17 protein-coding genes are annotated in these 22,464 nt (G+C 41.4%); 14 read left to right on the plus strand and 3 right to left on the minus strand.

Annotated features, from left to right (window positions below):
• Positions 1-52: 52 nt before the first annotated feature.
• From VV089_RS23030 to VV089_RS23075, 10 genes are all read left to right on the plus strand, one after another.
• Positions 53-1,123 (plus strand): hypothetical protein, encoded by a 1,071-nt coding sequence (locus VV089_RS23030; RefSeq protein ID WP_334337547.1) that lies wholly within the window; start codon positions 53-55, stop codon positions 1,121-1,123.
• A complete protein-coding gene (locus VV089_RS23035; protein ID WP_334337548.1) occupies positions 1,098-2,603 on the plus strand; it encodes an MBOAT family O-acyltransferase in 1,506 nt (501 codons plus the stop codon). Before VV089_RS23030 ends, VV089_RS23035 begins: the two co-directional genes overlap by 26 nt.
• Before the next feature lie 109 nt (positions 2,604-2,712).
• On the plus strand, positions 2,713-3,852 hold the full coding sequence (locus tag VV089_RS23040; protein WP_334337549.1) for a DegT/DnrJ/EryC1/StrS family aminotransferase: 1,140 nt from the start codon (positions 2,713-2,715) through the stop codon (positions 3,850-3,852).
• A 113-nt stretch (positions 3,853-3,965) separates the two neighbouring features.
• Positions 3,966-4,187: a HisA/HisF-related TIM barrel protein gene (locus VV089_RS23045; RefSeq protein ID WP_334337616.1), complete on the plus strand. Its 222-nt coding sequence runs from the start codon at positions 3,966-3,968 to the stop codon at positions 4,185-4,187.
• A 38-nt stretch (positions 4,188-4,225) separates the two neighbouring features.
• Positions 4,226-5,560 (plus strand): hypothetical protein, encoded by a 1,335-nt coding sequence (locus tag VV089_RS23050; RefSeq protein ID WP_334337550.1) that lies wholly within the window; start codon positions 4,226-4,228, stop codon positions 5,558-5,560.
• Positions 5,557-7,020: an MBOAT family O-acyltransferase gene (locus VV089_RS23055; RefSeq protein WP_334337551.1), complete on the plus strand. Its 1,464-nt coding sequence runs from the start codon at positions 5,557-5,559 to the stop codon at positions 7,018-7,020. The genes VV089_RS23050 and VV089_RS23055 overlap by 4 nt, the downstream gene beginning before the upstream one ends.
• A gap of 131 nt (positions 7,021-7,151) precedes the next feature.
• The gene (locus VV089_RS23060; protein WP_334337552.1) at positions 7,152-8,081 is read left to right on the plus strand and encodes a hypothetical protein; all 930 of its coding nucleotides are present in this window, start codon (positions 7,152-7,154) and stop codon (positions 8,079-8,081) included.
• Positions 8,082-8,113: 32 nt separating this feature from the next.
• A complete protein-coding gene (locus VV089_RS23065; RefSeq protein WP_334337553.1) occupies positions 8,114-9,628 on the plus strand; it encodes an amino acid adenylation domain-containing protein in 1,515 nt (504 codons plus the stop codon).
• 36 nt (positions 9,629-9,664) lie between these two features.
• A complete protein-coding gene (locus VV089_RS23070) occupies positions 9,665-10,477 on the plus strand; it encodes a GNAT family N-acetyltransferase (RefSeq protein ID WP_334337554.1) in 813 nt (270 codons plus the stop codon).
• A 98-nt stretch (positions 10,478-10,575) separates the two neighbouring features.
• Positions 10,576-10,803 (plus strand): phosphopantetheine-binding protein, encoded by a 228-nt coding sequence (locus VV089_RS23075; RefSeq protein WP_334337555.1) that lies wholly within the window; start codon positions 10,576-10,578, stop codon positions 10,801-10,803.
• 510 nt (positions 10,804-11,313) lie between these two features.
• On the opposite strand, the gene VV089_RS23080 is transcribed toward VV089_RS23075, so the two are convergent.
• Together VV089_RS23080 and VV089_RS23085 are read right to left on the minus strand one after the other, a co-directional pair.
• The gene (locus tag VV089_RS23080; RefSeq protein WP_334337556.1) at positions 11,314-12,471 is read right to left on the minus strand and encodes an IS91 family transposase; all 1,158 of its coding nucleotides are present in this window, start codon (positions 12,469-12,471) and stop codon (positions 11,314-11,316) included.
• Entirely contained in the window at positions 12,464-13,126 is a 663-nt protein-coding gene (locus VV089_RS23085) for a tyrosine-type recombinase/integrase (RefSeq protein ID WP_334337557.1), read from the minus strand. Before VV089_RS23085 ends, VV089_RS23080 begins: the two co-directional genes overlap by 8 nt.
• An 896-nt stretch (positions 13,127-14,022) precedes the next feature.
• Between VV089_RS23085 and VV089_RS23090 the strand changes: the two genes are divergently transcribed.
• Positions 14,023-15,867 (plus strand): MORN repeat-containing protein, encoded by a 1,845-nt coding sequence (locus tag VV089_RS23090; RefSeq protein WP_334337558.1) that lies wholly within the window; start codon positions 14,023-14,025, stop codon positions 15,865-15,867.
• Between the two features lie 351 nt (positions 15,868-16,218).
• A complete protein-coding gene (locus VV089_RS23095) occupies positions 16,219-17,667 on the plus strand; it encodes a deoxyguanosinetriphosphate triphosphohydrolase (protein ID WP_334337559.1) in 1,449 nt (482 codons plus the stop codon).
• A gap of 32 nt (positions 17,668-17,699) precedes the next feature.
• Here VV089_RS23095 and VV089_RS23100 read toward each other — a convergent pair whose 3' ends face one another.
• Entirely contained in the window at positions 17,700-18,092 is a 393-nt protein-coding gene (locus VV089_RS23100) for a helix-turn-helix transcriptional regulator (RefSeq protein ID WP_172544532.1), read from the minus strand.
• A gap of 255 nt (positions 18,093-18,347) precedes the next feature.
• On the opposite strand from VV089_RS23100, the gene VV089_RS23105 reads away from it, so the two are divergent.
• Together VV089_RS23105 and VV089_RS23110 are read left to right on the plus strand one after the other, a co-directional pair.
• Positions 18,348-20,042 (plus strand): AAA family ATPase, encoded by a 1,695-nt coding sequence (locus tag VV089_RS23105; RefSeq protein ID WP_334337617.1) that lies wholly within the window; start codon positions 18,348-18,350, stop codon positions 20,040-20,042.
• 48 nt (positions 20,043-20,090) lie between these two features.
• Positions 20,091-22,463 carry an ATP-dependent DNA helicase gene (locus tag VV089_RS23110; RefSeq protein WP_334337560.1) on the plus strand — a complete coding sequence of 791 codons (2,373 nt, stop codon included), beginning with the start codon at positions 20,091-20,093 and terminating at the stop codon, positions 22,461-22,463.
• The last annotated feature ends 1 nt before the right edge of the window (position 22,464 follow it).

The following is a 22,464-nucleotide window of genomic DNA, read 5'->3' on the forward strand; positions in this document are numbered from 1 at the left end:
AGCGGCAAATATTATAACCTTTTATGGATAAAGAGAGGATGCAATACAGGGTATGGATGATGAAAAGAAGTATAAATGTTGGATAATAATTACTTTAATACAAACAATTATTGCACTTGGCTTGTTTGCGACTATAACCATTTATATTGATCCACTATTTCATTACCATTTACCTCTGGAATCATTTGCATATCCAATAATTGATGAAAGATATCAAAATGATGGAATAATACGAAATTTTAAGTATGACAGTATTATTATAGGGACTTCTATGACAGAAAACTTTAAAACATCTGAGGCTGATAAAATATTTAATGCAAATTTTATTAAAGTTCCATTTGCAGGAGGGCGTTACAAAGAAATAAATGATAACCTAGAAAGAGCTTATGATACAGGAAAAGACATTAAATATGTAATTCGATGCTTGGATTATAGTATGCTGGTTACAGATAAAGATGCTGTTCGAGAAGGGACAGATTATCCTGAATATTTATATAATAATAATTTATTTGATGATGTTAATTATGTATTGAATAAATCCATATTATTTGACTATACATGTAATGTTTTTAGAAATACAGCGGCAGGCAATACGACCACGAGCTTTGATGCTTATGCAAATTGGAATGCATTTCGGGAATTTGGGAAAGAAGTTGTCTTAAATATATATACTTTAGAAGAACCCGTTAAGATTCCGCAGACATTGACGGAAGATGAGCAAAAAATGGTTCTTGAAAATGTTCGGCAAAATGTAACAGAGCTGGTTGATGAGCATCCGGAAACAAAGTTTTATTTATTTTTTCCACCATATAGTATTTGCTATTGGGATGCCATTAAGAATAGAGGGCAGGTTGACTGGCGCATAGATGCGGAAGAGATTGCAATTGAAGAAATTTTAAAACATAAAAATATAGAACTCTATTCTTTTTGTGATAACTTTGAACTTATCTGCAATCTGGATAATTATAGTGATCAGGCGCATTATGGTGAATGGGTGAATACCTGGATACTGGAATGGATACATGATAATGAATATCGACTGACAGGCGATAATTATCAAGAATATATTGATACGATAAGAGAATTCTATAATACTTATGATTATAGTACGCTTAGGGAGTAGAGGAAAAGAAAACTATATGTTATTTAATTCTTATATATTTATTTTCGTGTTTTTACCTTTGACATTAATAGGGTATTATTTTCTAAATCATTTTAAAAAATATAAAGCGGCAAATCTGTTTATGATAGCAATGTCGCTATGGTTCTATGGATATTTTAATAAGTCCTATTTGCTTATTATATGTGGAAGTATTGCAATAAATTTTTTGATAGTAAAAAGTATGCAGAATATCAAACAAAAACCAAAATATCAAAAAATTCTTTTGGGGGGGGGTATTCTTGCAAATATTGTAATAATTTTTTATTTTAAATATTATGATTTTTATATAAATAATATTAATATTATTTTTAAAAGTTCCTTTGAACTTAAGAATATCATATTACCATTAGGAATAAGTTTTTTTACATTTCAGCAAATATCTTATCTGATAGATTCTTACAGAGAAGAGACAAAAGAATATACATTAGATGAATATGCTTTATTTGTAACTTTTTTTCCACAACTGATTGCAGGTCCGATTGTTCTGCATAGTGAGGTAATTCCTCAGTTTAAGAAAAAAGAAAACCGCATTTTTATAGCTCAGAATTTTTCTAAAGGAATGTATATTTTTGCGCTTGGGTTATTTAAAAAGGTTTTAATTGCAGATACATTTGGGAAGGCAGTCTCATATGGATTTGGAACAATTGCGACTCTTAGCTCCATGGAAGCAATACTTGTTTCTTTATCCTACACGTTTCAGCTATATTTTGATTTTAGTGGATATTGTGATATGGCTATTGGTATTGGTCATATGTTTAATATAGATTTGCCACAAAATTTTAATTCTCCATATAAGGCAGATTCTATCACAGTATTTTGGGAAAGATGGCATATGTCTCTTACTAGATTTTTACGTACTTATATTTATATTCCGCTGGGTGGAAATCGAAAGGGAAAGGTTAGAACCTATATAAATATAATGATAGTTTATCTGGTTAGCGGAATATGGCATGGCGCAAATTGGACATTTATTTTGTGGGGGACATTTCATGGTATTCTAAACTGTCTAAATCGTCTATGTCAAAAATCATGGGAAAGACTGGGGGATATTACTAGGTGGGCAGTTACATTTATGACAGTAAATGTGCTTTGGATCCTTTTCCGGGCGGATAATATTAGTAGTGCACTAATATTTATAAAAAGAATGTTTTGTTTATCAGATTTTAGTATTAGACAAGAATTGTATAACTGCTTTCAACTAAGAGAGTTGGAGGTTATAGGAGAGAATGTGCCGGGTTTAAATTACATAGTCTCAGTAATCAAAGGCTTTGATCTATGGATGTTTATTTTAGGTGCGTTTTTTATTGTATTAAATTTTCGAAACAGTAAGGAAATTATTTTTAAACCTACGGCGGCCCGTTCTCTTATTGCAGCAATTTTTATATTTTGGTCAATTATATCTTTTGCAGGGGTATCCACATTTCTTTATTTTGATTTCTAAACTTTTCAAATTGGGAGATGAGAGAGGTAGCTTGCAGAGTTTGTTTCTATAAAGGAATTTTTATGTAATGAGAATAAATATAAACAAAAGAGTGAAAGAGGGTTGAAAGATGCAATTCCGAGATTTACAAAAACAATATCAAAGACTGAAGAAAGAAATTGATCAAGAGATCCAGCAAGTACTTCTTGCTGGAAATTTCATTTCTGGAAAACAGGTAACAGAATTGGAGGAGCAGTTAGCAGAGTATGTGGGTGTAAAACATTGTATCACCTGTGCAAATGGCACAGATGCTTTGACATTAGCGCTTATGGTATGGAATATAGGAAGGGGAGATGCAGTTTTTGTTCCGGATTTTACTTTTTTCGCATCAGGCGAAACCCCTGCTTATGAAGGGGCGTCTCCTGTTTTTGTGGATGTAGAGGCGGATACTTTTAATTTATCACCGGCCTCATTGGAACAGGCAATTATGAAAGTAAAAGAAGAAGGAGCATTAATACCGAGAGCTATTATTGCCGTGGATCTTTTTGGGCTGCCGGCAAATTATCCTGAAATTCAGAAAATTGCAGACAGATATGGATTACTTATTTTAGAGGATGGAGCTCAAGGATTTGGAGGACGGATCGGCACACAGAAAGCCTGTAGCTTTGGGGATATTTCCACTACATCATTTTTCCCTGCCAAACCGTTGGGATGTTATGGAGACGGCGGTGCAATTTTTACTAATAATGATGAATGGGCGGAATTATTGAAATCTTATAGGGTTCATGGAAAAGGGGCTGATAAGTATGATAATGTACGTATCGGCATAAATTCTCGTCTGGATACTATACAGGCAGCAGTTTTGAAAGTAAAATTAAAGGCCTTTCAGGATTATGAGCTTACAGATGTAAATAAAGTAGCCGCTAAATATACAGAGTTATTAAGTGAGGCTCATATGGATCTTGTGCTGCCAATGATTGCGGACGGCTATTATTCATCTTGGGCACAATATGCAATTCAATTGCCGGAAAGGGCGGACAGGAATGGAGTACAGATGTGTATGAAAAAAGCTGGTATTCCAACAATGGTTTATTACCCGAAACCTATGCACAGACAAAAAGCTTTTAAGGAAACAAACAGTGCAAATGTAGACTGTCTAATAGCAGAAGAGCTATGTAAAAAAGTATTGTGTCTGCCAATACATCCATATCTGGAAGAAGAAGAGTGCAGGAGAATTGTTTCTGCTTTAGCGGCATCATTAAAGAAATAAAGTTAGATATATGATTGAGCATAGTAAAAATATAGGAATGAATCCCGTCGAATATGCATTGTATTTAGAAAGTTTAGGAGTAGGAGAGATTTTTCTGAGCTCTATTGATAATGATGGGGGGATATGATTATCAAATGATAAAACAAATTTCTAATTCAGTTAGTGTTCCTATCATTGCTTGTGGTGGTGCAGGAAAAATTGAAGATTGTAAAAAGGCTATAGAAACTGGGGCAAGTGCAGCAGCGGCTGGAAGTTTATTTGTATATTGGGGAAGAAATAAGGCAGTGCTCATCAATTATCCAGATGCTGATGAAATGAAAACTTTGTTTTCATAAATAAATCTTTAACTATAAAATAAAAGAGGATTGGTGTGATGTCAGATAAACGAAGTTTCTTTCAATTCGTGCGTTGTGTTCTTTTTTTATTTATATTAGGGATATTGTTCAGAGCAGCGAATTACTGCTTATATAATGACAACACCTATACCAGGGTAATGTTTCATGAGATGTACAATTCTGAACAAATTGATGCTGCTTTTATTGGAAGCTCCAATGTATACAGACATTTTGTTCCCGAGATATGGGACAAAAATCTTGGAATGTGCACATTTAATTTGGGAACATCTTCCCAGACACCAGATGATGCATATTTTATAATGAAAGAGTTATTTAAAAATCAGTCACCAAAGTACTGCATTTATGGGATTAATTCTATTCTTTTTCTTGATATGGATGTGTATAATGACCCTGTGAAAAGTTTTATTGTTTTTGACTATCTAAAACCATCGCTTAATAAATGCGTATATGGGTATATTGCATTTCAAGACAAATCATTATTGAATGCATGGATACCGGCAACACGCAGCACAAATATGGATTTAGCAGGTACGGTAAAAAATGTGTTAAGTATAAAACAGACTGAGAATTATCAAGGATATGGATACGAAATTTATGAAACACCAGTAGAAGATTATAGAGGCCGTGGATTTGTTTATTCTTATAAGCAGACAGGGAAAGGAGAGGTTGGGAGACTTACTGGAGACAATTTCAGTGAGTATCAGGTGTCTGATAAATATATGTTTTATGTGAAGAAATTAAAGAAATTGTGTTGTGAAAACGATTGTGAATTAATATTCATAGTTCCACCCTTTCCGTATGCAAGTATGGCTTGGCAGAGAGACTATCAAGCGATACAGGATTTTTATATTGATATAGCTGATGAACTGGATGTAATTCTGTTCAATTTTGACCTGTCCAGGCCGGGGTACCTGTTTATGGAGGACAGTGATTTTTATGATTATGGACACATGTCCGGAAAGGGAGCAGAAAAATTCAGCAGAGCAGCATCCAAGCTTGTAAAGAAGTATCTAGATGGAGAAGAAATTGACAGGAATAAATATTTCTATTCCTCTTACGAAGAACTCCTGGATAATTCCCCATGGATTTTTAATACCTGGATAGAAAAGACGGAAGACGGCTATACTGCACTATCCACCTATGGAAACGGCGTCAATCCGGAATATTGTTACCAGTGGTCAGAAGACAAAGGAGAAACATGGCATATACTACAGGCATATTCAAAAAATGATCAGATTGCAGATGATGAGATACCGGCTGAATGCAATATGCTCATGGTATGGGCGAAACCGGAAGGAGTATCTATGGAAGAAACAGATTATCAGCAGTGTTACAGGATGGAACTGAAATGAACATATTTTCACATGGCTTTTTCCTTTTATGGATAATCAGCATCATCCTGTACTACACCATAGCAAGGCGCTGCCAGTGGCTTATACTTCTGTTTATGAGCCTTGCCTTTTACGCATATTCCATCACAAAAGCTCCGGTCGTTCTGCTGCTTGTGAGTGTACTGACTTATTCTGGTGCTTTGTGGATTACGGAAGCAGGAAAGAAAAAGGAGGTACCAAAAAAGAAAGTAAAACTGGTCAGAAGGCTCATCACAGGTATCTGTATTGCAGCGCTTATTGCCGGATCAGCTGCAGGCTGGTTTGCCATGCTTGGGAACTCCTACTTTACCTTAAAAGCCATAAGCTACCTGAATGATGCAGACAGGGATGCAGAGAACTGCGAGAGAAACTATTTTTTTTATCTCTTATATTTAATATACCTGCCGACAGTTCTGCAGGGGCCCTTCAACCGCTTTGCCGGGTTTAGGGAAAGCCTGGAAGAAAAGGTAAGCTTCGACTACACCAGGTTTATGCACGGGCTTCAGAGATTTTTGTGGGGGACTTTCAAGAAACTGGTTCTGACAGCCAGGCTGGAGCAGGCAGCTGTTTATGTGTACGCAAATCTGGATACCCAGAGCGGACTGTCCATTCTTATAGGGACGATAGCCTGTTCTTTATGGCTCTATACGGATTTCTCCGGATATATGGATATGATGCTTGGAATGAGCGGAACCTTTGGAATTTCATTGCCGGAAAATTTCAGACAGCCCTATTTTTCCAAAAGCATAGCCGAATTCTGGCGGAGGTGGCACATCACGTTAGGGGGGGTGATTCGGGACTATATTATGATGCCTTTTATCCAGTCAAAACAGGGCAGGGGACTTAGGAAGCATTTCAAGAAATATGGAAAGAATGCAGGAAAGCTGGCTCCGGTTCTGGCCGGGACTTTTCTGGTATGGATCTGCACATCACTCTGGCATGATTTCAGTTGGAAATATCTGATATGGGGAATGTATTACTGCGCGATTATCAGCAGCTCCCTGGTGCTGGAAGGGACATATGCAAAGATAAGACGTAAGCTTTCCGTAAAAGAGGATTCAAAAATATATGCAGCCTTCTGTATGGCACGCACCTGGGGGCTTCTGCTGGCTGCCAACATGATACTCCAGGTGCAGAGCCCTAAAGATTTTTATACTGCTGTCCGTCAGATTGTGGGACGCAGTTTTTTTATTGGAGATTATGTCAGTCTGTCAGCTCTTAACTGGATCGGGCAGGATGCGGCTGTTCTGGGCACGGGCCTTCTGGCTCTGCTTTTCATATCCATAGGAAAGGAAAAAAACATAAATATATTAGAGTGGCTTGACAGACGGATCCTGCCAATAAGATGGGGCGTTTATTATCTGCTGATTTTCGGCGTGCTTCTGTTCGGAATGTATGGATCCCAGCAGAACGCAGGCCAGTTTCTATATATGCAGTTTTAGAACATGTCCGGCAGCCGTCAGTGAAGAGGGGGATATTGATTCCGGATATCAGTCTGCCGTGCTTTGACAGCGGAAGGCATAGTACCGCAAGAGGCTGGAAGAGATCCGCAGCGCAGAAAAGGAGCAAACGAATGGGAGCTGAAGAGAATAGAATAGATATAGAAAATAAACAGGCCTGGAAAGGAGTGGGGGGGGGTAAAATACAGTCTCTTGAGGAATGGCTGGGGATATTAAGCGCATTTAAAAGAAGCTGCGGCAGATGCGAGACAAACTGTTATATTCCGCTTCCCCAGATGGAGGAATATATCCATGAAGGACGTTTAAGATATGAAATTATACCGGGCCGGGCTCTCTGGCTTTTCGAGCAGGAACGGGACTATTATTTGGGATATTATTATGTGCCGAAAGAGGAAAAGCTGTGCATACGTCCCCAGAATCTGGACGTGGTTGTCTATCTGATAGGCAGTGAAAAGAAGTATGCAGCAAAACGGGAGGAAGAACTGGCAGGCTTGGGCTTCATAAGGTACCGCAGAAACCTAGAATATATGGTTGCATCAGAGAAGATACCGGAGCTGGAAAAAATGGATAGGAAATGCAGACGTTTCATGGAAAAAATGAATTTCTGCTATACGCCCTTTCGGATAGAAGATTATGAGGAGGTTTTTAAGATGTGGAGAGAGCGGATAGACAGATACTCGGTAAAGGACATGCTGAAAAGCAGGATACGCCGTGCAGAAGAAAAAGCAGAGTGCCTCCTAATACGGGACAAGGAGGGGCATATCACTGCTGCCTGTGCTTTTGAGGTGAATGGAGCTGCCGGGTTTTCGGAGAATATTGCGACAGCCATATCCTGCAGCGGTACCGGAACTGGCGGAGCTTTGTTATGCAGGAGTTTGATGAATATTTTCTCCAGGGGATGTACAAAAGACAGCATGTGGGTGTGGGAAGGCAATATGGAATCAAGACGGATGACAGAACGATTTGCCGAGCTGACAGGCAGGTTTTCACAGCAGATGCTTCTGAGCAAGCAGGCAGATATAGAGAGAGGATTCAGGGTTTAACATGCAGCCACAGGAAAAGGAGGAAACAGCAGATGCAGTCAAATGTACTGGAATGGCTGGAGCGTTCAGCAGAAAAAATACCGGAAAAGACAGCCCTCCTGGATGAACGGGAACAGGTTACATTTAAGGAATACCATGACAAAAGCATAGGAATCGCAGAAGCAATTTTAGAGGCAGGCCATGGAACAAAGAAGCCTGTAGTAGTATATATAGAAAAAAGCGTGAAGGTTCTTATATCCTTTATGGGCATTGCATACAGCGGTAACTTCTACTCGCCCATCGATACGGAAATGCCGGCGGCAAGAGTGAATAAGATACTGGAGGTTTTAAAGCCGGAGCTTGTCATTACGACAAAGGAACTGGCAGGAGAATTCAAGGCCTTTGATTACCAGGGAGATTTTCTTTTTTATGAAGAAGCAAAGGAAAGGGAGAAGTCTGAAAAAGTACAGAAGGCTGCCGCTTCCATTATTGACACAGATCTTTTATACGTGCTGTTCACATCCGGCTCCACAGGCGTGCCAAAAGGAGTCTGCATAACCCATGGAAGCGTAATTGATTATATTGACTGGGTTACGGAAACGTTTGGCATTACAGAAAAGGATTCCTTTGGAAACCAGGCGCCTTTTTATTTTGACAATTCCATTCTGGATATTTACTCGGCAATGAAAACAGGAGCTGCGCTTCATATTATTCCGCAGAGGCTGTTTTCCCAGCCGGTTCTGCTTCTGGAATATTTAAAAGAGCATGAAATAAGTACCATTTTCTGGGTGCCGTCAGCCCTTATTGTGGTTTCAAAGCTGAAAGCTCTGAGAAATGTAGATATGACAGGCACATTAAAAAGAGTCCTGTTCTGTGGGGAAGTCATGCCGAACAAACAGCTGAACATCTGGCGGAAATATCTTCCGGATGCCGTTTATGCAAATCTTTACGGGCCTACGGAAATCACAGATGCCTGTGTGTGCTATATTGTTGACCGGGAATTCGGGGATGATGAGCCGCTGCCCATGGGATATCCCATGAGGAACACGGATATTCTGGTACTTGATGAGGACAACTGCCTGGTGACGGATGCGGATATAGCAGGCGAGCTGTGTGTGAGAGGCACAGGGCTTTCACAGGGCTATTACCGGAATCCGGAGAAGACTCAGGCAGCCTTTGTCCAGAATCCCCTGAACGATGCCTATGAAGAGAAAATCTATTGTACCGGGGATCTGGTGAAATACAATGAGCGGCATGAGCTGGTGTATCTGTCCAGGAAGGATTTCCAGATCAAACATATGGGGCATCGGATAGAGCTGGGGGAAATTGAGACAGCAGCGTCGTCTCTTCCAGGGATAACCCTGTGCTGCTGCCTGTATGACGAAAAGCGCAGCAGGATTGTCCTGTTCATAGATACGGAACTGAAAAAGGACGAGATAAACCGGCAGTTAAAGGAAATGATACCGGAATACATGCTGCCGGGGAAGGTTATCGCGAAGGAAGAAATGCCTGTCAATGCGAATGGGAAGATTGACCGGATCGCGCTGAAGGAATATTTAAGTGTATGATGGTTTTTAGCCCAGGAATGGAGCAGGAGAATGCAATTGGAAAAACGAATGACTGACATAAAGCATTTTTACGAAATGGTATCACAAATTAAGAAAGCAAACAGAAAATATTTGTCTAATTTTTTTTTACGAGAACCTGTATTTTTAAAGGCGATCCAACAGGGAGATGTGACATATGTTTATAAAGAAAACGAATATCTCAATCTCTGGTGGAAAAAAGAGAATTTTAAGAGACTGTACTATTTTATTGCGGATCCATGTTATTATAAAATAGAGAATGACTGCAGCTGGTGTGTATGTGATTTTGTTGGGAGGCCTATCCATTTAGCAGAAGTCTGTGAGACATTACGAAATGCAGGAATGCATAGACATGCAGTTTACAATAGGTGGGTATGCGATAATCCAGTACATTCGAATTCGAAAATGCATGATGACTTCCGAATTGTGGATGAAGATGATGGAAATTTGTTTATCAATGCTTTGAATCTGTATTTTGATAAATTGTCAGATTTACTGCCTGACCAAAATGAAACAGATGAATTTATTAGGGATATGCATTTTATCGGGATACATGATATATATAGCGATGCACTTGTGGCAGGAATGGTTTATTCAAAAGAAGGGTGTGTTATTACCGAGAAATTTCTGTTTGCGGCATCTGGATGCCGCAGGCAGGGAATGGGTAGGATGCTGCATAATACTTTATATAAAAAGTATGCTGGTGAAAAGGTAAAGTGTATTGCATGGATACGAGAGAATAATCTCGAGAGTATAAATCTTCACAAAGCTTATAATTATGAAAAACAGGATCTAATGAAAATTACGTTTTTGAAAACTGAAAGTATTTAAAGAGAGATATTTAAATACTGTCTTTGTTTATAAATCTAAAAAGAAATATTATAACGCAATTTTTATAGTTTAGAAAAATATCTAAGGAGGTTATTGTAATGGAGGAAAAATTGCTGGATTTATTAAAAGAAATTGATGAGGACATTTTGGAATATGAAGGAGAGAATTTATTTGAGGCAGGGCTTCTGGACTCTTTTCTGGTTATTGATTTGGTGTCGGAGATTGAGGAAGCTTTTGATATTGAGATTGATGCAAAGTATGTGCTGGAAGAAAACTTCAGAACAAAAGAAAATATAATGAAGTTAGTGAAAGAACTGATGAAATAATTGAGGACAGGGGAATAGATGGGAAGCAAAAAAATTTGAGAAGCTTTACATCTAAATGCGATTTTGCATTACCCTGCAGGGGTAGACTTGTATGATTTTAATGACTGAAGAGCAGCTGGTCGCCTTATGCGACAGCTGCTTTATTCGTTAACAAATAGTTGTTTAAAAATTCGAGGACAAAAACCCACAATTGGAGCACAATCTCACAAAAATAGAAAGAAATATGGTACAATTCTTAAGGAAAGTATCAGATTCAGAGCAGAAAAAGAGAACAGCTTTATACAAAAGATAAAACTGCTCGGAATGTGATTCTTTTCAATTGTACCAATTCGCGGACGTGCAGCCGGTATGTATATGGGGATAGTATCTTTTCCAGCTCCCCTAAACAGGAGAATCATATGAAAAAAGGCTGTGAAGACAAGTCTTTGTTATCCGGTATCCGTATTTCAGGGCATGCTTCACAGACCTTCCGCCGGGAGGTCTTGAAAAACAGTATGAAAAAACGCTGTTTTATCCGGAAGCCGCATACATTCTTCCAAGCTGCTTCATGGAAGCACAGCCGCACTCCGGGCAGATGCGGATATCAAAACCCCAGACCGCTTTGAGCAGTTCTGCCATGGCCATACCGGCATAACGCTGCCGGAAACGCTGTCCGCCCTGAAGTTTAAAAATAACCGTCAGGTTGTGTGTCTTCATGCGGTTGTTCAGGAAACCATAGTACCGGATTTTCTGGAAACCGGAAGGCAGGACGTGTATCAGATAGCGGCGGATGAATTCAATGCAGTCCAGTGTAATGGTGCGTTTTGGGCCGCCGGGTTTTAAACCCCTGGCAGAAAAAGAGACCGAATCCCGTGAAACGGAAAGGAGCCTGCTGTTTGAAAGAGCAATTCTGTGGGTGTAACGCCCAAGATATTCAATTGCATTGCCGAATCCGTTGAATGTTTCTTTTATGTAAGGGCACCAGTCCTTTGCATAAAGGGAATCCTTCCACTCCCTGAAAGAGCAGGGATTTTTAAGAGCGGAGCAGGAGGAAGGAAAAACAAGGGAGCCGTCCTTATAAAGCAGGCTGAGGCAGGCCATAAACTTTCCCTTGAATTTATCCCTCAGAACCCTGACCGGAATAAAAAAGTTATTGGAAGAGAGGCGTATCTTATGGTCCTTTGTAAGGCCGCCTCCGGAAACAATACAGTGCATATGGACATGGTAGGAAAGCTCCTGGTTCCAGGTATGGAGGACCTGTATGATGCCGGGCACAGCCCCGAGATATTTCCTGCTTGAAGCTAATTCGAGAAGGGTCTGGGCGCAGCATCTGTGGAAAAGTCCGTAAAGGAGCTTTTGGTTGTGGTAAAAGAGCGGCCCCAGTTCATGCGGAAGAGTAAATACCACATGGAAATAGGGGGAATCGATAACCTCGGCCCTGCGCTTGTCCACCCAGACTTCTTTTAAGACAGCCTGACAGTCAGGGCAGCTGCGGTTACGGCAGGAATTATTGTGGAATACCATATGTCCGCAGCAGTCACAGCGGCTTACGTTACATCCAAGGGAAGGGGATTTACATTTCAGGATGGAATGTGCCGCTTTACGCTGTACATCCGACAGATAAGGCGCTTTTGCGGAATAAGCCTGATAAGAAGCTTCAAATACCTGCCGGATCTTAAATTCACCCACGGGAAACACCTGCCATGCGGTCAAAAGGACTGACGGCACTGCCGGTGCCATTGGAGGCCAGATGGACATAAATGGCGGTGGAGCTTAAAGATTTATGTCCCAGCAGAGCTTTAATGGTAAGCAGGTCAAGAGCGGCTGTTGAAAGGATGGCATAGCGGTCATGGCGGTTCTTGCCATGAGTGATATGGAGTCTGAGATTCTTTCTGTCAACATCTTCATAACGCAGGGAGCATACCTCCCCGATGCGAAGGCCGGAGGAATACATCAGGGCAGTCATGGCCTTCTGCTTTAAATCAGGCATAGTGGAAATGAAAGTCCAGGTATCCTGTCTGGAGGGGACATAGGGAAGATATTCATCGAACCTGCGGAAGGGTAGCTGGGTATCGTCCCATGTTTTGTGGAGGACATAGATGGTAAAAAATCGGAGCTGTGAGATGGCACAGTTGATAGTCCTGTCAGAAAGGTTTCTGGAATTCTGGAGCCATCTGATATAATCACGCAATTCATTCCAGGAAACATCTTCGGGAGCTTTAAGGAGAAAGTGGGAAAGATAATCCAGATAGGCCCGGATATAGGTGCAGTAATTTTTGAGTGTATGGTCCGTAAGGCCACGCAGGGAGATCATCTCCCGGAAAGTGTTTAAATAATTGTCCATAATAAAATCTCCTTTGATGAAATGTAAGAAAACAACGGGTTACATTTCAGAAAAGGCGGCGGACGAGGAAAATAAGATATACAGTTGTTGAAATGAGAAATCCATGATAAAATAAGCATAGCAGTTTTGGTTGTTATGTGATTGTGGATTAGGGGTAATTCAACAATACAACATAAAAACAAAAACTGCTACTTTTTTCTATAATGTAGCGAGAATAATTATAACTGGAGCTAGCCGTCGCGCTAGCGACTTGGTACAATCATCTTGAAACTTCAACATCATGTGTCTCCTTTCATAGTCTGTAGTCGTGTACAACTATAGGATAGCATATGGTGTTGAAGTTTTTCTATATCAACAATTAACTAGCACAACAAGTTAATTTAAAACTATTTTATCTTAAATTCAGTCATTACGCAATCGCAAAGTTTCCCAGGGGACTGGTGTGTAAATTCAGTCAATTTTTTACTTTGAATGGGTGATAAGCACCGCCCGTGGCAGAGGACAGAGCAGCACTGTGCGGCATTGCAGAGATAGTTGAAGCAGACAATCATTCCCGGCTGCCATGCTCAGAAGAATTGTCTGAAAATGTCGGAATCAATAAAAATGAAGGTCAAAAAAGAACAATTGAGGGATGAATACCCAAAAGTATAAAAGAATGTAGTACAATATTAAAAATATCCGGCATTAAATGCTCTTTTCGATGTCATTTGACTGTTGATATTTGTATTGACAAAAAAGTGTTAGCTTAAAGAGCAAAAGTTCTGCTAAACGGACAGAAGTACAAAAGAAAAAGGAAAAACAGAAAATGGATAGAATTCTGAAAACATGGGGTACTGCATATTGAGAAAACTATGCAATTTTGCGACAAATTGATACCGGATAAATGTTTGGAGGGTATGACATCCAGGGAGCCAGTGAGAGACAAATGTTTAAGGATTCAAGTGATTTTACAAAGGAGGACTACAAATATAATGCGTTATATGGGAGAAAATGCAGAATATTTATATTTAAAATGTGGGCATTGTAAAAAAATCTGTGTATATAATAAAGAAAGATTCAAGAATCAAACAAGAAAAAAATGTTTGAAATGTAAGTCCAGTTTTCGGATTGTTTGGAGAACTCCTGTTTCTATAAAAGTACCGGATTTTTTATGCTGGTCTCCATTTTTAATTATGACAAGTCTATCATTGCTGGTTATTATTATCATTTGCTTTCCACCATTTCAGCGATATTACAATTTTAACAAAGCAATAACTGCATTAAATCCTTTGATAGCATCTATTTTGATACCGGCTTTGTGTTCATTTATGTCTGTTATTGCAGAAATAAAACCTATAAATAAATCAAAAAATAAACAAGGACAAAAGCCAAAAAAAATTGAAGAAACAGAAGGGCTTATAGACAGTTCAAAGAATAGAATAAAATTGTTAATGTTTGTAGGAATTGAAAGCGTGGTTCTTATTTTTATCATAAATGTTATTATACAAACACAATATTGTTGTGTTGAAATTAAAAATCCGGAAACGGGAGAAATCCAGCAGTATTTTGGCGGTAGTATAGGGGATTCTGCATCTGGTGATGGAAGAGCATTTGATAGTCAGGGAAATCTCATTTATTTAGGTGAATTTAAAAATAATTTGTATAATGGGTATGGAGAAAAATGGGAATTTGTGGAGACAATTCATAAATCCGAAGTGGCAGAATCGTATCAATGTGTTTATAAAGGAAATTTTAAAAATGGTTCTCCTCATGGACATGGGTGTGAATATCGCTATGATGCAGAATATGATTTTGAAAAAGAAAAAGGTTTATCTCCATATCTCTATTATGAAGGCGAATTTGTAGAAGGGAAATATTGCGGTTATGGAACTTTGTATGGTATTACAATGGTGTATGAAGGAATGTTTTTTGAGGGAGAAATGAATGGGTATGGAAGAAAATGGTTCCTGGATACAGGAAACAGCAATGTTTATAAAATGGAAGCAACATATATTAATGGGGTTTTAGACGGAGTGGGTAAAAAATATTATCCTAATGGTAAACTTTATTTTGATGGTATATACAAAGATGGAAAAGCTATTTCAGGCAGCATGTACTTTATAAATGGAAGTTTACAATATGAGGGAAAGTGGAATGGCAATGACTATAATGGGAAAGGGAAACTTTATTGGAAGGAAGGAAATCTTCGATATGATGGTAATTGGACTGATAATAAACGAGATGGATATGGAACTAGTTTTAGGGAAGATGGAACTTTGGAATATTCTGGATATTGGGAAAATGATCAGTATAACGGTTTTGGCGTAAGCTATTATGAAGATGGGACGACTTCTCATTTTGATGGCTATTATAAAAATGGCATATTGAATGGTAGTGGAACGGAATATTACAGAAATGGAATTCCAAGGTATAATGGAAATTGGACTTCTGGAGAATGGAAAGGAGATGGTACCTGGTACTGGGAAAATGGAAAAATATATTATGAAGGAGATTTTGAAAAGGGAATTGAACATGGTGAAGGAAAGATATATACGAAAGATGAAGTGATGATATATAATGGAGAGATTATTCAAGGAGAAAGAATGGGATATGGCATTTCTTACTGGCCGGATGGCACAATACAATATGAAGGATATTGGAATGGTAATAAGTATTCTGGAGAGGGTATAGAATATGACGAAGAAGGGGAGGTGATTAATGAAGGTAAATTTGAGGATGGGAAATTGGTATCAGAAAAATAATCAAGGCCTCAAAACGGCCATTTGTTAAGAGCGAAGCTATCTTGAAGAAGCTTTTGCGATAGATCCCCAATTTTCCAAATTTTCTAAACAGGAAGTGATTGGAGGAAAATATTGCTTCAAAAGTTCTTAAAAACATGATGCAAGCTGCAGCTGCCATCTATATGGATAACGGGATGCATATTTGGTTGTTTGGAAAAGATAAAATTTAGGGAGTTGTAAAATGTACGGCAAGATATCTGGCAATTCAGTATGAAATAACGTATAATACCACTATGGATTGGAAAGATAGGATCGCCTGCCGAAAGAAGGAGTGCATGGTACGGATGAGATAAAAAGAAACGGATAAAGCGCATGAATATGAACTGGGAAGCATTGCTGTCAATAAATAAGCTGGAAGAGGAACCGGAAGAACCAAGGTGTTTTGGGCGTTACCCAATCAACGAGTTTGAAAAAGACTACAACAAAATAGTTTCCAGCGCTGCCTTTCGCAGGCTTCAGGATAAAACACAGGTTTTCCCTTTGGATAAAAGTGATTTCGTGAGGACAAGGCTGACTCATTCCATTGAGGTATCCACAATAGCAAGACAGCTTGGAATTATGGTAACCCAGGATACAAGTCCGTATCGCCCGGAAGACATCGGAACTGTGAAAGCAGAAGCCATTCCCTCCGTATTACTGTGCGCCGGACTTCTTCACGATCTGGGCAATCCGCCCTTTGGCCATTTTGGAGAAACTACCATAGGAGACTGGTTCAAAGAGAATCTGGGGAAAATTTTTTATAAGGGGAATTCCCTGCGCAGCCATCTTACCGATCAAATGATTCATGATTTGGAACATTTTGAAGGAAATGCACAAGCTCTCCGGATACTTTTAAAATCTCGCTTCGGTTCGGAAACTAACCTGTCCGCAGCTGTCATCGGCGCGCTGGTAAAATACCCCAACGACTCCTTGTCCTTTGACGAGGGAAGTACAGATATTAAAAAGCACAAGCTTGGTTTCTATTCTGCCGAGGAACAGACATTTCTACAGATTTCCCGATTACTTGGCACAGTTAACGAAAATGATGAGATTTGCCGGCATCCTCTGACCTATTTACTGGAGGCGGCAGATGACATTGCTTATGCAACGGCTGATCTGGAAGATGCATTTAAAAAGAAGCTGTTTACTCTGGATCAATTTCTTGCATTCTATGAACAGTCCTATGAATATGACAGCAGCAATCCGGGTAAAAAGCCGGAATGCTTTACCTATGAGCTGCAGCAGGATCTGATAAAACGCCGTGGGGAGATACATTCCAGAGAGGGAGATTTAAAAGCCTTTAAGGACTGGCTGAACTATGTCCGCAGGTGGCTGATGTATGTTGCAGCCTATCGTTTTTCTTATAGCTATCAGGATATCATGTCGGGGACTTACGAAAATGATCTGTTTTGGGAAACCTATCACAGTATTACCATTACAATTCTCAAAGGGGCCATGGGCAAATTTGTCTTTCAGACATCAGGCATTCTGAAGCTGGAGCTTTCCGCACAGACAATCCTGTCCTTTCTGCTTGACAGATTTGTACATGCGGTTTTGTATTTTGACTATGAGGATAAGGTACGTGGCTTTGTTTCTTCTAAGGCAGACAAGAAGTATATGGCAATCTTTTCCGAAAACTATATCCAAGACTACCGCAACGCAAAGACAGAAAATGAAAACTATGACTTATATCTGAGACTGCTGATGGTGACCGATTATATCAGCGGAATGACCGATACCTATGCGCGTACGCTATACCGTGAGCTGAGCGGTATTGAATGACTGCAAAAGATAATGAATATAAAATGAAAAGCTTACGTATTCCTTGCCAGCCTCTTCTTAAACAAAATAAATTCCCGAATCTCTTTCTGAACCGCCGAGGGAAGGGATTTATAATTAGTCAGCATACGTGCATCGGTGCCGTTTATGGCAATTGCACTGGTTTCCGGAGCTATGGCGAAATGCTCGCTTGTAGGTGAATCTGCAATCTGCTTCACAGACAAATCCGAATAGAGAAGCATATCTACAGATATACCATATAATTTAGACAGTTCACAGACGGATCGTAAATCGGGAATGCGTTTTTCGGTTTCGTATAAAGAATAGGTCTGACGGGCGATATGAATCAGCTCGCTGATATGCTTCTGGGAATATCCATTTGCAATGCGCAGTTCACGCATATTGTCGGCTATCTTTAATTCACGCATCCCATCAACCCTCCCAAAATGATAAATCTATTATATCAGTTTCTGTCAGGCTTTATTCAAAAGGGCAGGAAATGAAGCGATAATTAATTGTGCGTCGCTGATTGACGACAAAAATCGACAAAATACGACAAACATATACGAGAAAATTTGCGGCAGGTATCTGGCAATCCTCTTCCAAATGACGTATAATACCCCTATAACCAGGAAACCACACGTTGAGTCAACAGGTAAAGGAGCAGATAAGCCTTGAAAACAATGAAGAAATTACCCATAGGCATTGAGCATTTTGAAGAAATGCGCAGGGAAGATTTTTACTATGTGGATAAAACGGGAATGATAAAAGAACTGCTGGAAAACAAGGCAAAGGTAAACCTTTTCACCCGGCCAAGGAGATTTGGGAAGTCTCTGAATATGAGTATGCTCAAGTATTTCTTTGAATACGGATGCGACAGCAGCCTGTTTGAAGGCCTTGCAATCGCAAAAGAGGACAAACTCTGCCAGGAATATATGGGGAAATTCCCGGTGGTTTCTGTCACGTTAAAAGGCGCGGGCTCTTTGGAATTTCAGACGGCGAGAGGGATGCTCTGTTCCATTGTAGGCAACGAGGCTATGCGGTTTGCCTTTTTAGAGAATAGCTCCAGACTGTCAGATAGAGAGAAAGAGCAGTATCGACAGCTGGTAAACGTGGATACAAGCGGCCGGCAGTCCTTCATTATGTCAAATGAAGTGCTGGAAGACAGCCTGCGGATGCTGTGCCGGCTTCTGCAGAAGCATTACGATCAGAAGGTAATTCTTTTGATTGATGAATATGATGTGCCTTTGGATAAAGCCCAGCATTATGGTTATTACGATGAGATGAGCAGCCTGCTTCGGGGGATGCTGGGGCAGGCCTTAAAGACGAATGACAGCCTTCAGTTTGCGGTGCTGACAGGCTGCTTGCGGGTGGCGAAGGAGAGTATTTTCACAGGCCTTAATAACCTCCGTGTGCTTACTATTACAAGTAAGCAGTTTGATGAGCACTTTGGATTTTTGGATCGGGAGGTGAAAGAACTGCTGGAATTTTACGGACTTTCCGATCGTTTTGATTTGGTAAAAGAATGGTATGATGGCTATCGGTTTGGAAGTGAGGATGTCTACTGCCCCTGGGATGTTATCAATTATGCAGATTCACTTCGTTCCGATCCGGATGCAAAGCCCAGGGCCTTCTGGATCAACACCAGCGGCAATGACATTATCCGAATATTCCTTAAGATGGCAAAGGGAAGCGTGCAAAGAGAGATCGAAGAGCTGGTGAATGGAGGAACGGTTGTTAAAAAGATTAATCAGGAGCTGACCTACCGCGACCTCTATAAAAACATAGATAATCTTTGGAGCGTCCTATTTACCACCGGATATCTGACCAAACGAGGCGAGACGGAGAGCGAAGCCTATTATCTGGCGATTCCGAATCTTGAGATCCGCAAAATTTTCATAGAACAGGTTATGGAATGGATCCAGGAGGAGGCCAGGAAGGATACGCAGAAGCTGGATGCATTCTGCGATGCATTTGCCAGGGGGGATGCAGAAGCTGCGGAAGCAGGGTTCGGGGATTATCTCTGGCGTACCATCAGCGTTCTGGATACGGGGGCTAGGAGGGAAAAAAAGGAACATTTTTATCACGGGGTTCTTCTGGGACTGCTTGGCCACCGTGAGGAGTGGGATATCAGATCCAATGCAGAGACAGGGGAAGGCTTCTGCGATATTCTGATAGAAATCCGGGACGAGCGGATTGGAATTGCGATTGAGCTGAAGTATGCCAGGGAGGACGGTCTGGAGGCCGGCTGCCGGGAGGCCCTGGAACAGATAGAGAACAGGCGCTATGAGTCAAAGCTTCTCCAGGATGGAATGAAAACCATTTACAAATATGGGATTGCATGCCGGAAGAAGGAGTGTATGGTGCGGATGGGGTAAAGCTTCATATCTCTTGCACCCTTACCCCGATTCTGCTAAAATAATTCCATGAATACAACACTTCCCGAAATAAAAATATCCGTCCGCGCCCTGGTTGAATTCATCCTGCGCGGCGGAGACTTAGACAACCGAAGAGGAAAGAGGGCCGAGCGCGAAGCCATGCAGGCCGGGAGCCGTCTCCACCGGAAGCTTCAGAGGCGTATGGGAGCCGGCTACCAGGCAGAGGTTCCGCTGCGGTATCGTGTGTCCATGGAAGACTTTGACTGTGTGATCGAGGGACGGGCAGACGGTATTTTTACAGAGGACGGCCTGGTAACGGTGGATGAGATCAAAGGCGTCTGCCGTGATACTGCCCTTATTGAGGAGCCTGTGGGAGTTCATCTCGCACAGGCCAAATGTTATGCCTATATCTACGCAGTTCAGCAGGAACTCCCACAGATACGGGTACGGATGACTTACTGTACCATAGAAACAGAGCAGCTCAAATACTTTTATTTTCTCTATGACAGCCAGGAGCTTGAGGATTGGTTTCGTTCTCTCATGGCAGAATATGAAAAATGGGCCCGTTTCCAGGCCGGCTGGCAGAAGCTTCGCCGGGAGAGCATCCGCCCTCTGGAATTTCCTTTTCCGTACAGGGAAGGGCAGCAGGAGCTTGCCCATGGCGTCTACCGGACGATTGCCCGGAAAAAGCGCCTTTTTATCCAGGCTCCCACAGGAGTAGGGAAGACCATGTCTGCGCTCTTTCCTACAGTGAAAGCGGTAGGCGAGGGATTAGGAGATAAGATCTTTTATCTGACAGCCAAGACAATCACCCGGACAGTGGCTGAGGATGCCTTTCGCATACTTCGGGAAAAGGGGCTTCGCTTAAAGAGCGTTACGCTGACTGCAAAGGAAAAGCTGTGCATCTGTCAGGAGACAGACTGCAATCCCGACAACTGCCCCTATGCAGGCGGACATTATGACCGGGTAAACCATGCGGTCTATGAGCTTCTGACAGAGGGAGCGGATAATCTGAACCGAGAGGCGCTGCTTAGCCAGGCCCATAAGCATCGGGTTTGTCCTTTTGAAATGAGTCTGGACATATCCAATTGGACGGATGCGGTAATCTGTGATTACAATTACGTCTTTGATCCCAATGTGCGTCTGAAACGCTATTTTTCCGAGGGCGTCAAAGGCGAATACTTGTTTCTCATCGACGAGGCGCATAACCTGGTGGAACGGGGGCGGGAGATGTTCAGCGCATCGCTCTGCAAGGAAGATTTTCTGGCGCTGAAGCGGAAGGTGAAAGGACGTTACCGGAAAGCAGAGCGCTGCCTGGAACGCTGCAACCACTATCTGTTGGAACTAAAAAGAGAATGCGTAACCTATCAGCTTCACGAGGATGTGGGGGCGTTTTCCCTGATGGTCCTGTCTTTGATGGGGGAGCTGGAGGCGATGCTGGAGGAGGGGCTGGAGCCAGAGCTTCAGAAGGAAGTGCAGGAATTTTGGTTCGCTCTCCGGGACTTCGTGGGCGTGTCGGACAGGCTGGATGAAAATTATGTGATTTACAGTGAATTCATGGAAAACGGACATTTCCGGCTGCGGCTGTACTGTGTAGAGACGGCGGCCAATTTGAAGGAATGCCTGGACAAAGGGAACAGTGCCGTGTTTTTTTCGGCGACGCTGCTGCCTATGGCTTATTATAAGCATCTTCTGGGGGCAGAGGAGGATTATGCCGTGTATGCCCGTTCTCCCTTTGCACAGGAGCAGAGGCTTCTGCTGGTGGGGCGTGATGTAAGCAGCCGCTATAAGAGACGCTCAAGAAGAGAGTATGAGCGGATTGCCGGATACCTGGCAGAGCTGGCAGAAGGGAAAAAAGGAAATTATATGCTGTTTTTCCCTTCTTACAAGATGCTGCTGGATGTGCATGAAGTATTCCTGGAGCTGTATGGGACAGAGAAAGGGGAGTGCTTTTTGCAGAGCCCGGGTATGAATGAGGAGAAACGTGAGGAGTTTCTGGAGCAGTTTGAAAAGCCGGGGGAAGAAAAGAGCCGTCTGGGCTTTTGTGTTCTGGGGGGGATTTTTTCAGAAGGGATTGATTTGAAGGGAGACAGCCTCATTGGGGCAGCCATAGTGGGAACGGGGCTTCCCCTGGTCTGCCATGAACGCGAGATCTTAAAGGGATATTATGAGGAACGGGGGATGGACGGATTTTCCTATGCCTATCGGTATCCCGGCATGAACAAGGTTCTGCAGGCAGCCGGACGCGTGATCCGTACAGCAGAGGATCGGGGCATTGTTCTGCTTTTGGATGAACGCTTTCTGAACAGTGAGTATAAGCGGCTGTTCCCTATGGAGTGGGAGGGATTCCAAGCCTGTACCCTGGAACAGACCAAGAGCGCTTTGAAAGCCTTCTGGCAGGATACTTTGGAACAGGAATAAG

This window comes from Candidatus Merdisoma sp. JLR.KK011, from assembly GCF_036941125.1.
In the GTDB taxonomy this organism is placed as follows: Bacteria; Bacillota; Clostridia; order Lachnospirales; family Lachnospiraceae; genus Laedolimicola.

Bases quoted from the DNA above. Each gene is read 5' to 3' on its own strand.
- VV089_RS23110 (WP_334337560.1), top strand. From the start codon at position 20,091: ATGAATACAACACTTCCCGAAATAAAAATATCCGTCCGCGCCCTGGTT.
- VV089_RS23035 (WP_334337548.1), top strand. From the start codon at position 1,098: ATGATTATAGTACGCTTAGGGAGTAGAGGAAAAGAAAACTATATGTTA.
- VV089_RS23105 (WP_334337617.1), top strand. From the start codon at position 18,348: ATGAAGAAATTACCCATAGGCATTGAGCATTTTGAAGAAATGCGCAGG.
- VV089_RS23060 (WP_334337552.1), top strand. From the start codon at position 7,152: ATGGGAGCTGAAGAGAATAGAATAGATATAGAAAATAAACAGGCCTGG.
- VV089_RS23090 (WP_334337558.1), top strand. From the start codon at position 14,023: ATGACATCCAGGGAGCCAGTGAGAGACAAATGTTTAAGGATTCAAGTG.
- VV089_RS23045 (WP_334337616.1), top strand. From the start codon at position 3,966: ATGGGGGGATATGATTATCAAATGATAAAACAAATTTCTAATTCAGTT.
- VV089_RS23055 (WP_334337551.1), top strand. From the start codon at position 5,557: ATGAACATATTTTCACATGGCTTTTTCCTTTTATGGATAATCAGCATC.
- VV089_RS23050 (WP_334337550.1), top strand. From the start codon at position 4,226: ATGTCAGATAAACGAAGTTTCTTTCAATTCGTGCGTTGTGTTCTTTTT.
- VV089_RS23100 (WP_172544532.1), bottom strand. From the start codon at position 18,092: ATGCGTGAATTAAAGATAGCCGACAATATGCGTGAACTGCGCATTGCA.
- VV089_RS23065 (WP_334337553.1), top strand. From the start codon at position 8,114: ATGCAGTCAAATGTACTGGAATGGCTGGAGCGTTCAGCAGAAAAAATA.
- VV089_RS23030 (WP_334337547.1), top strand. From the start codon at position 53: ATGGATGATGAAAAGAAGTATAAATGTTGGATAATAATTACTTTAATA.
- VV089_RS23075 (WP_334337555.1), top strand. From the start codon at position 10,576: ATGGAGGAAAAATTGCTGGATTTATTAAAAGAAATTGATGAGGACATT.
- VV089_RS23040 (WP_334337549.1), top strand. From the start codon at position 2,713: ATGCAATTCCGAGATTTACAAAAACAATATCAAAGACTGAAGAAAGAA.
- VV089_RS23085 (WP_334337557.1), bottom strand. From the start codon at position 13,126: ATGGACAATTATTTAAACACTTTCCGGGAGATGATCTCCCTGCGTGGC.
- VV089_RS23095 (WP_334337559.1), top strand. From the start codon at position 16,219: ATGAATATGAACTGGGAAGCATTGCTGTCAATAAATAAGCTGGAAGAG.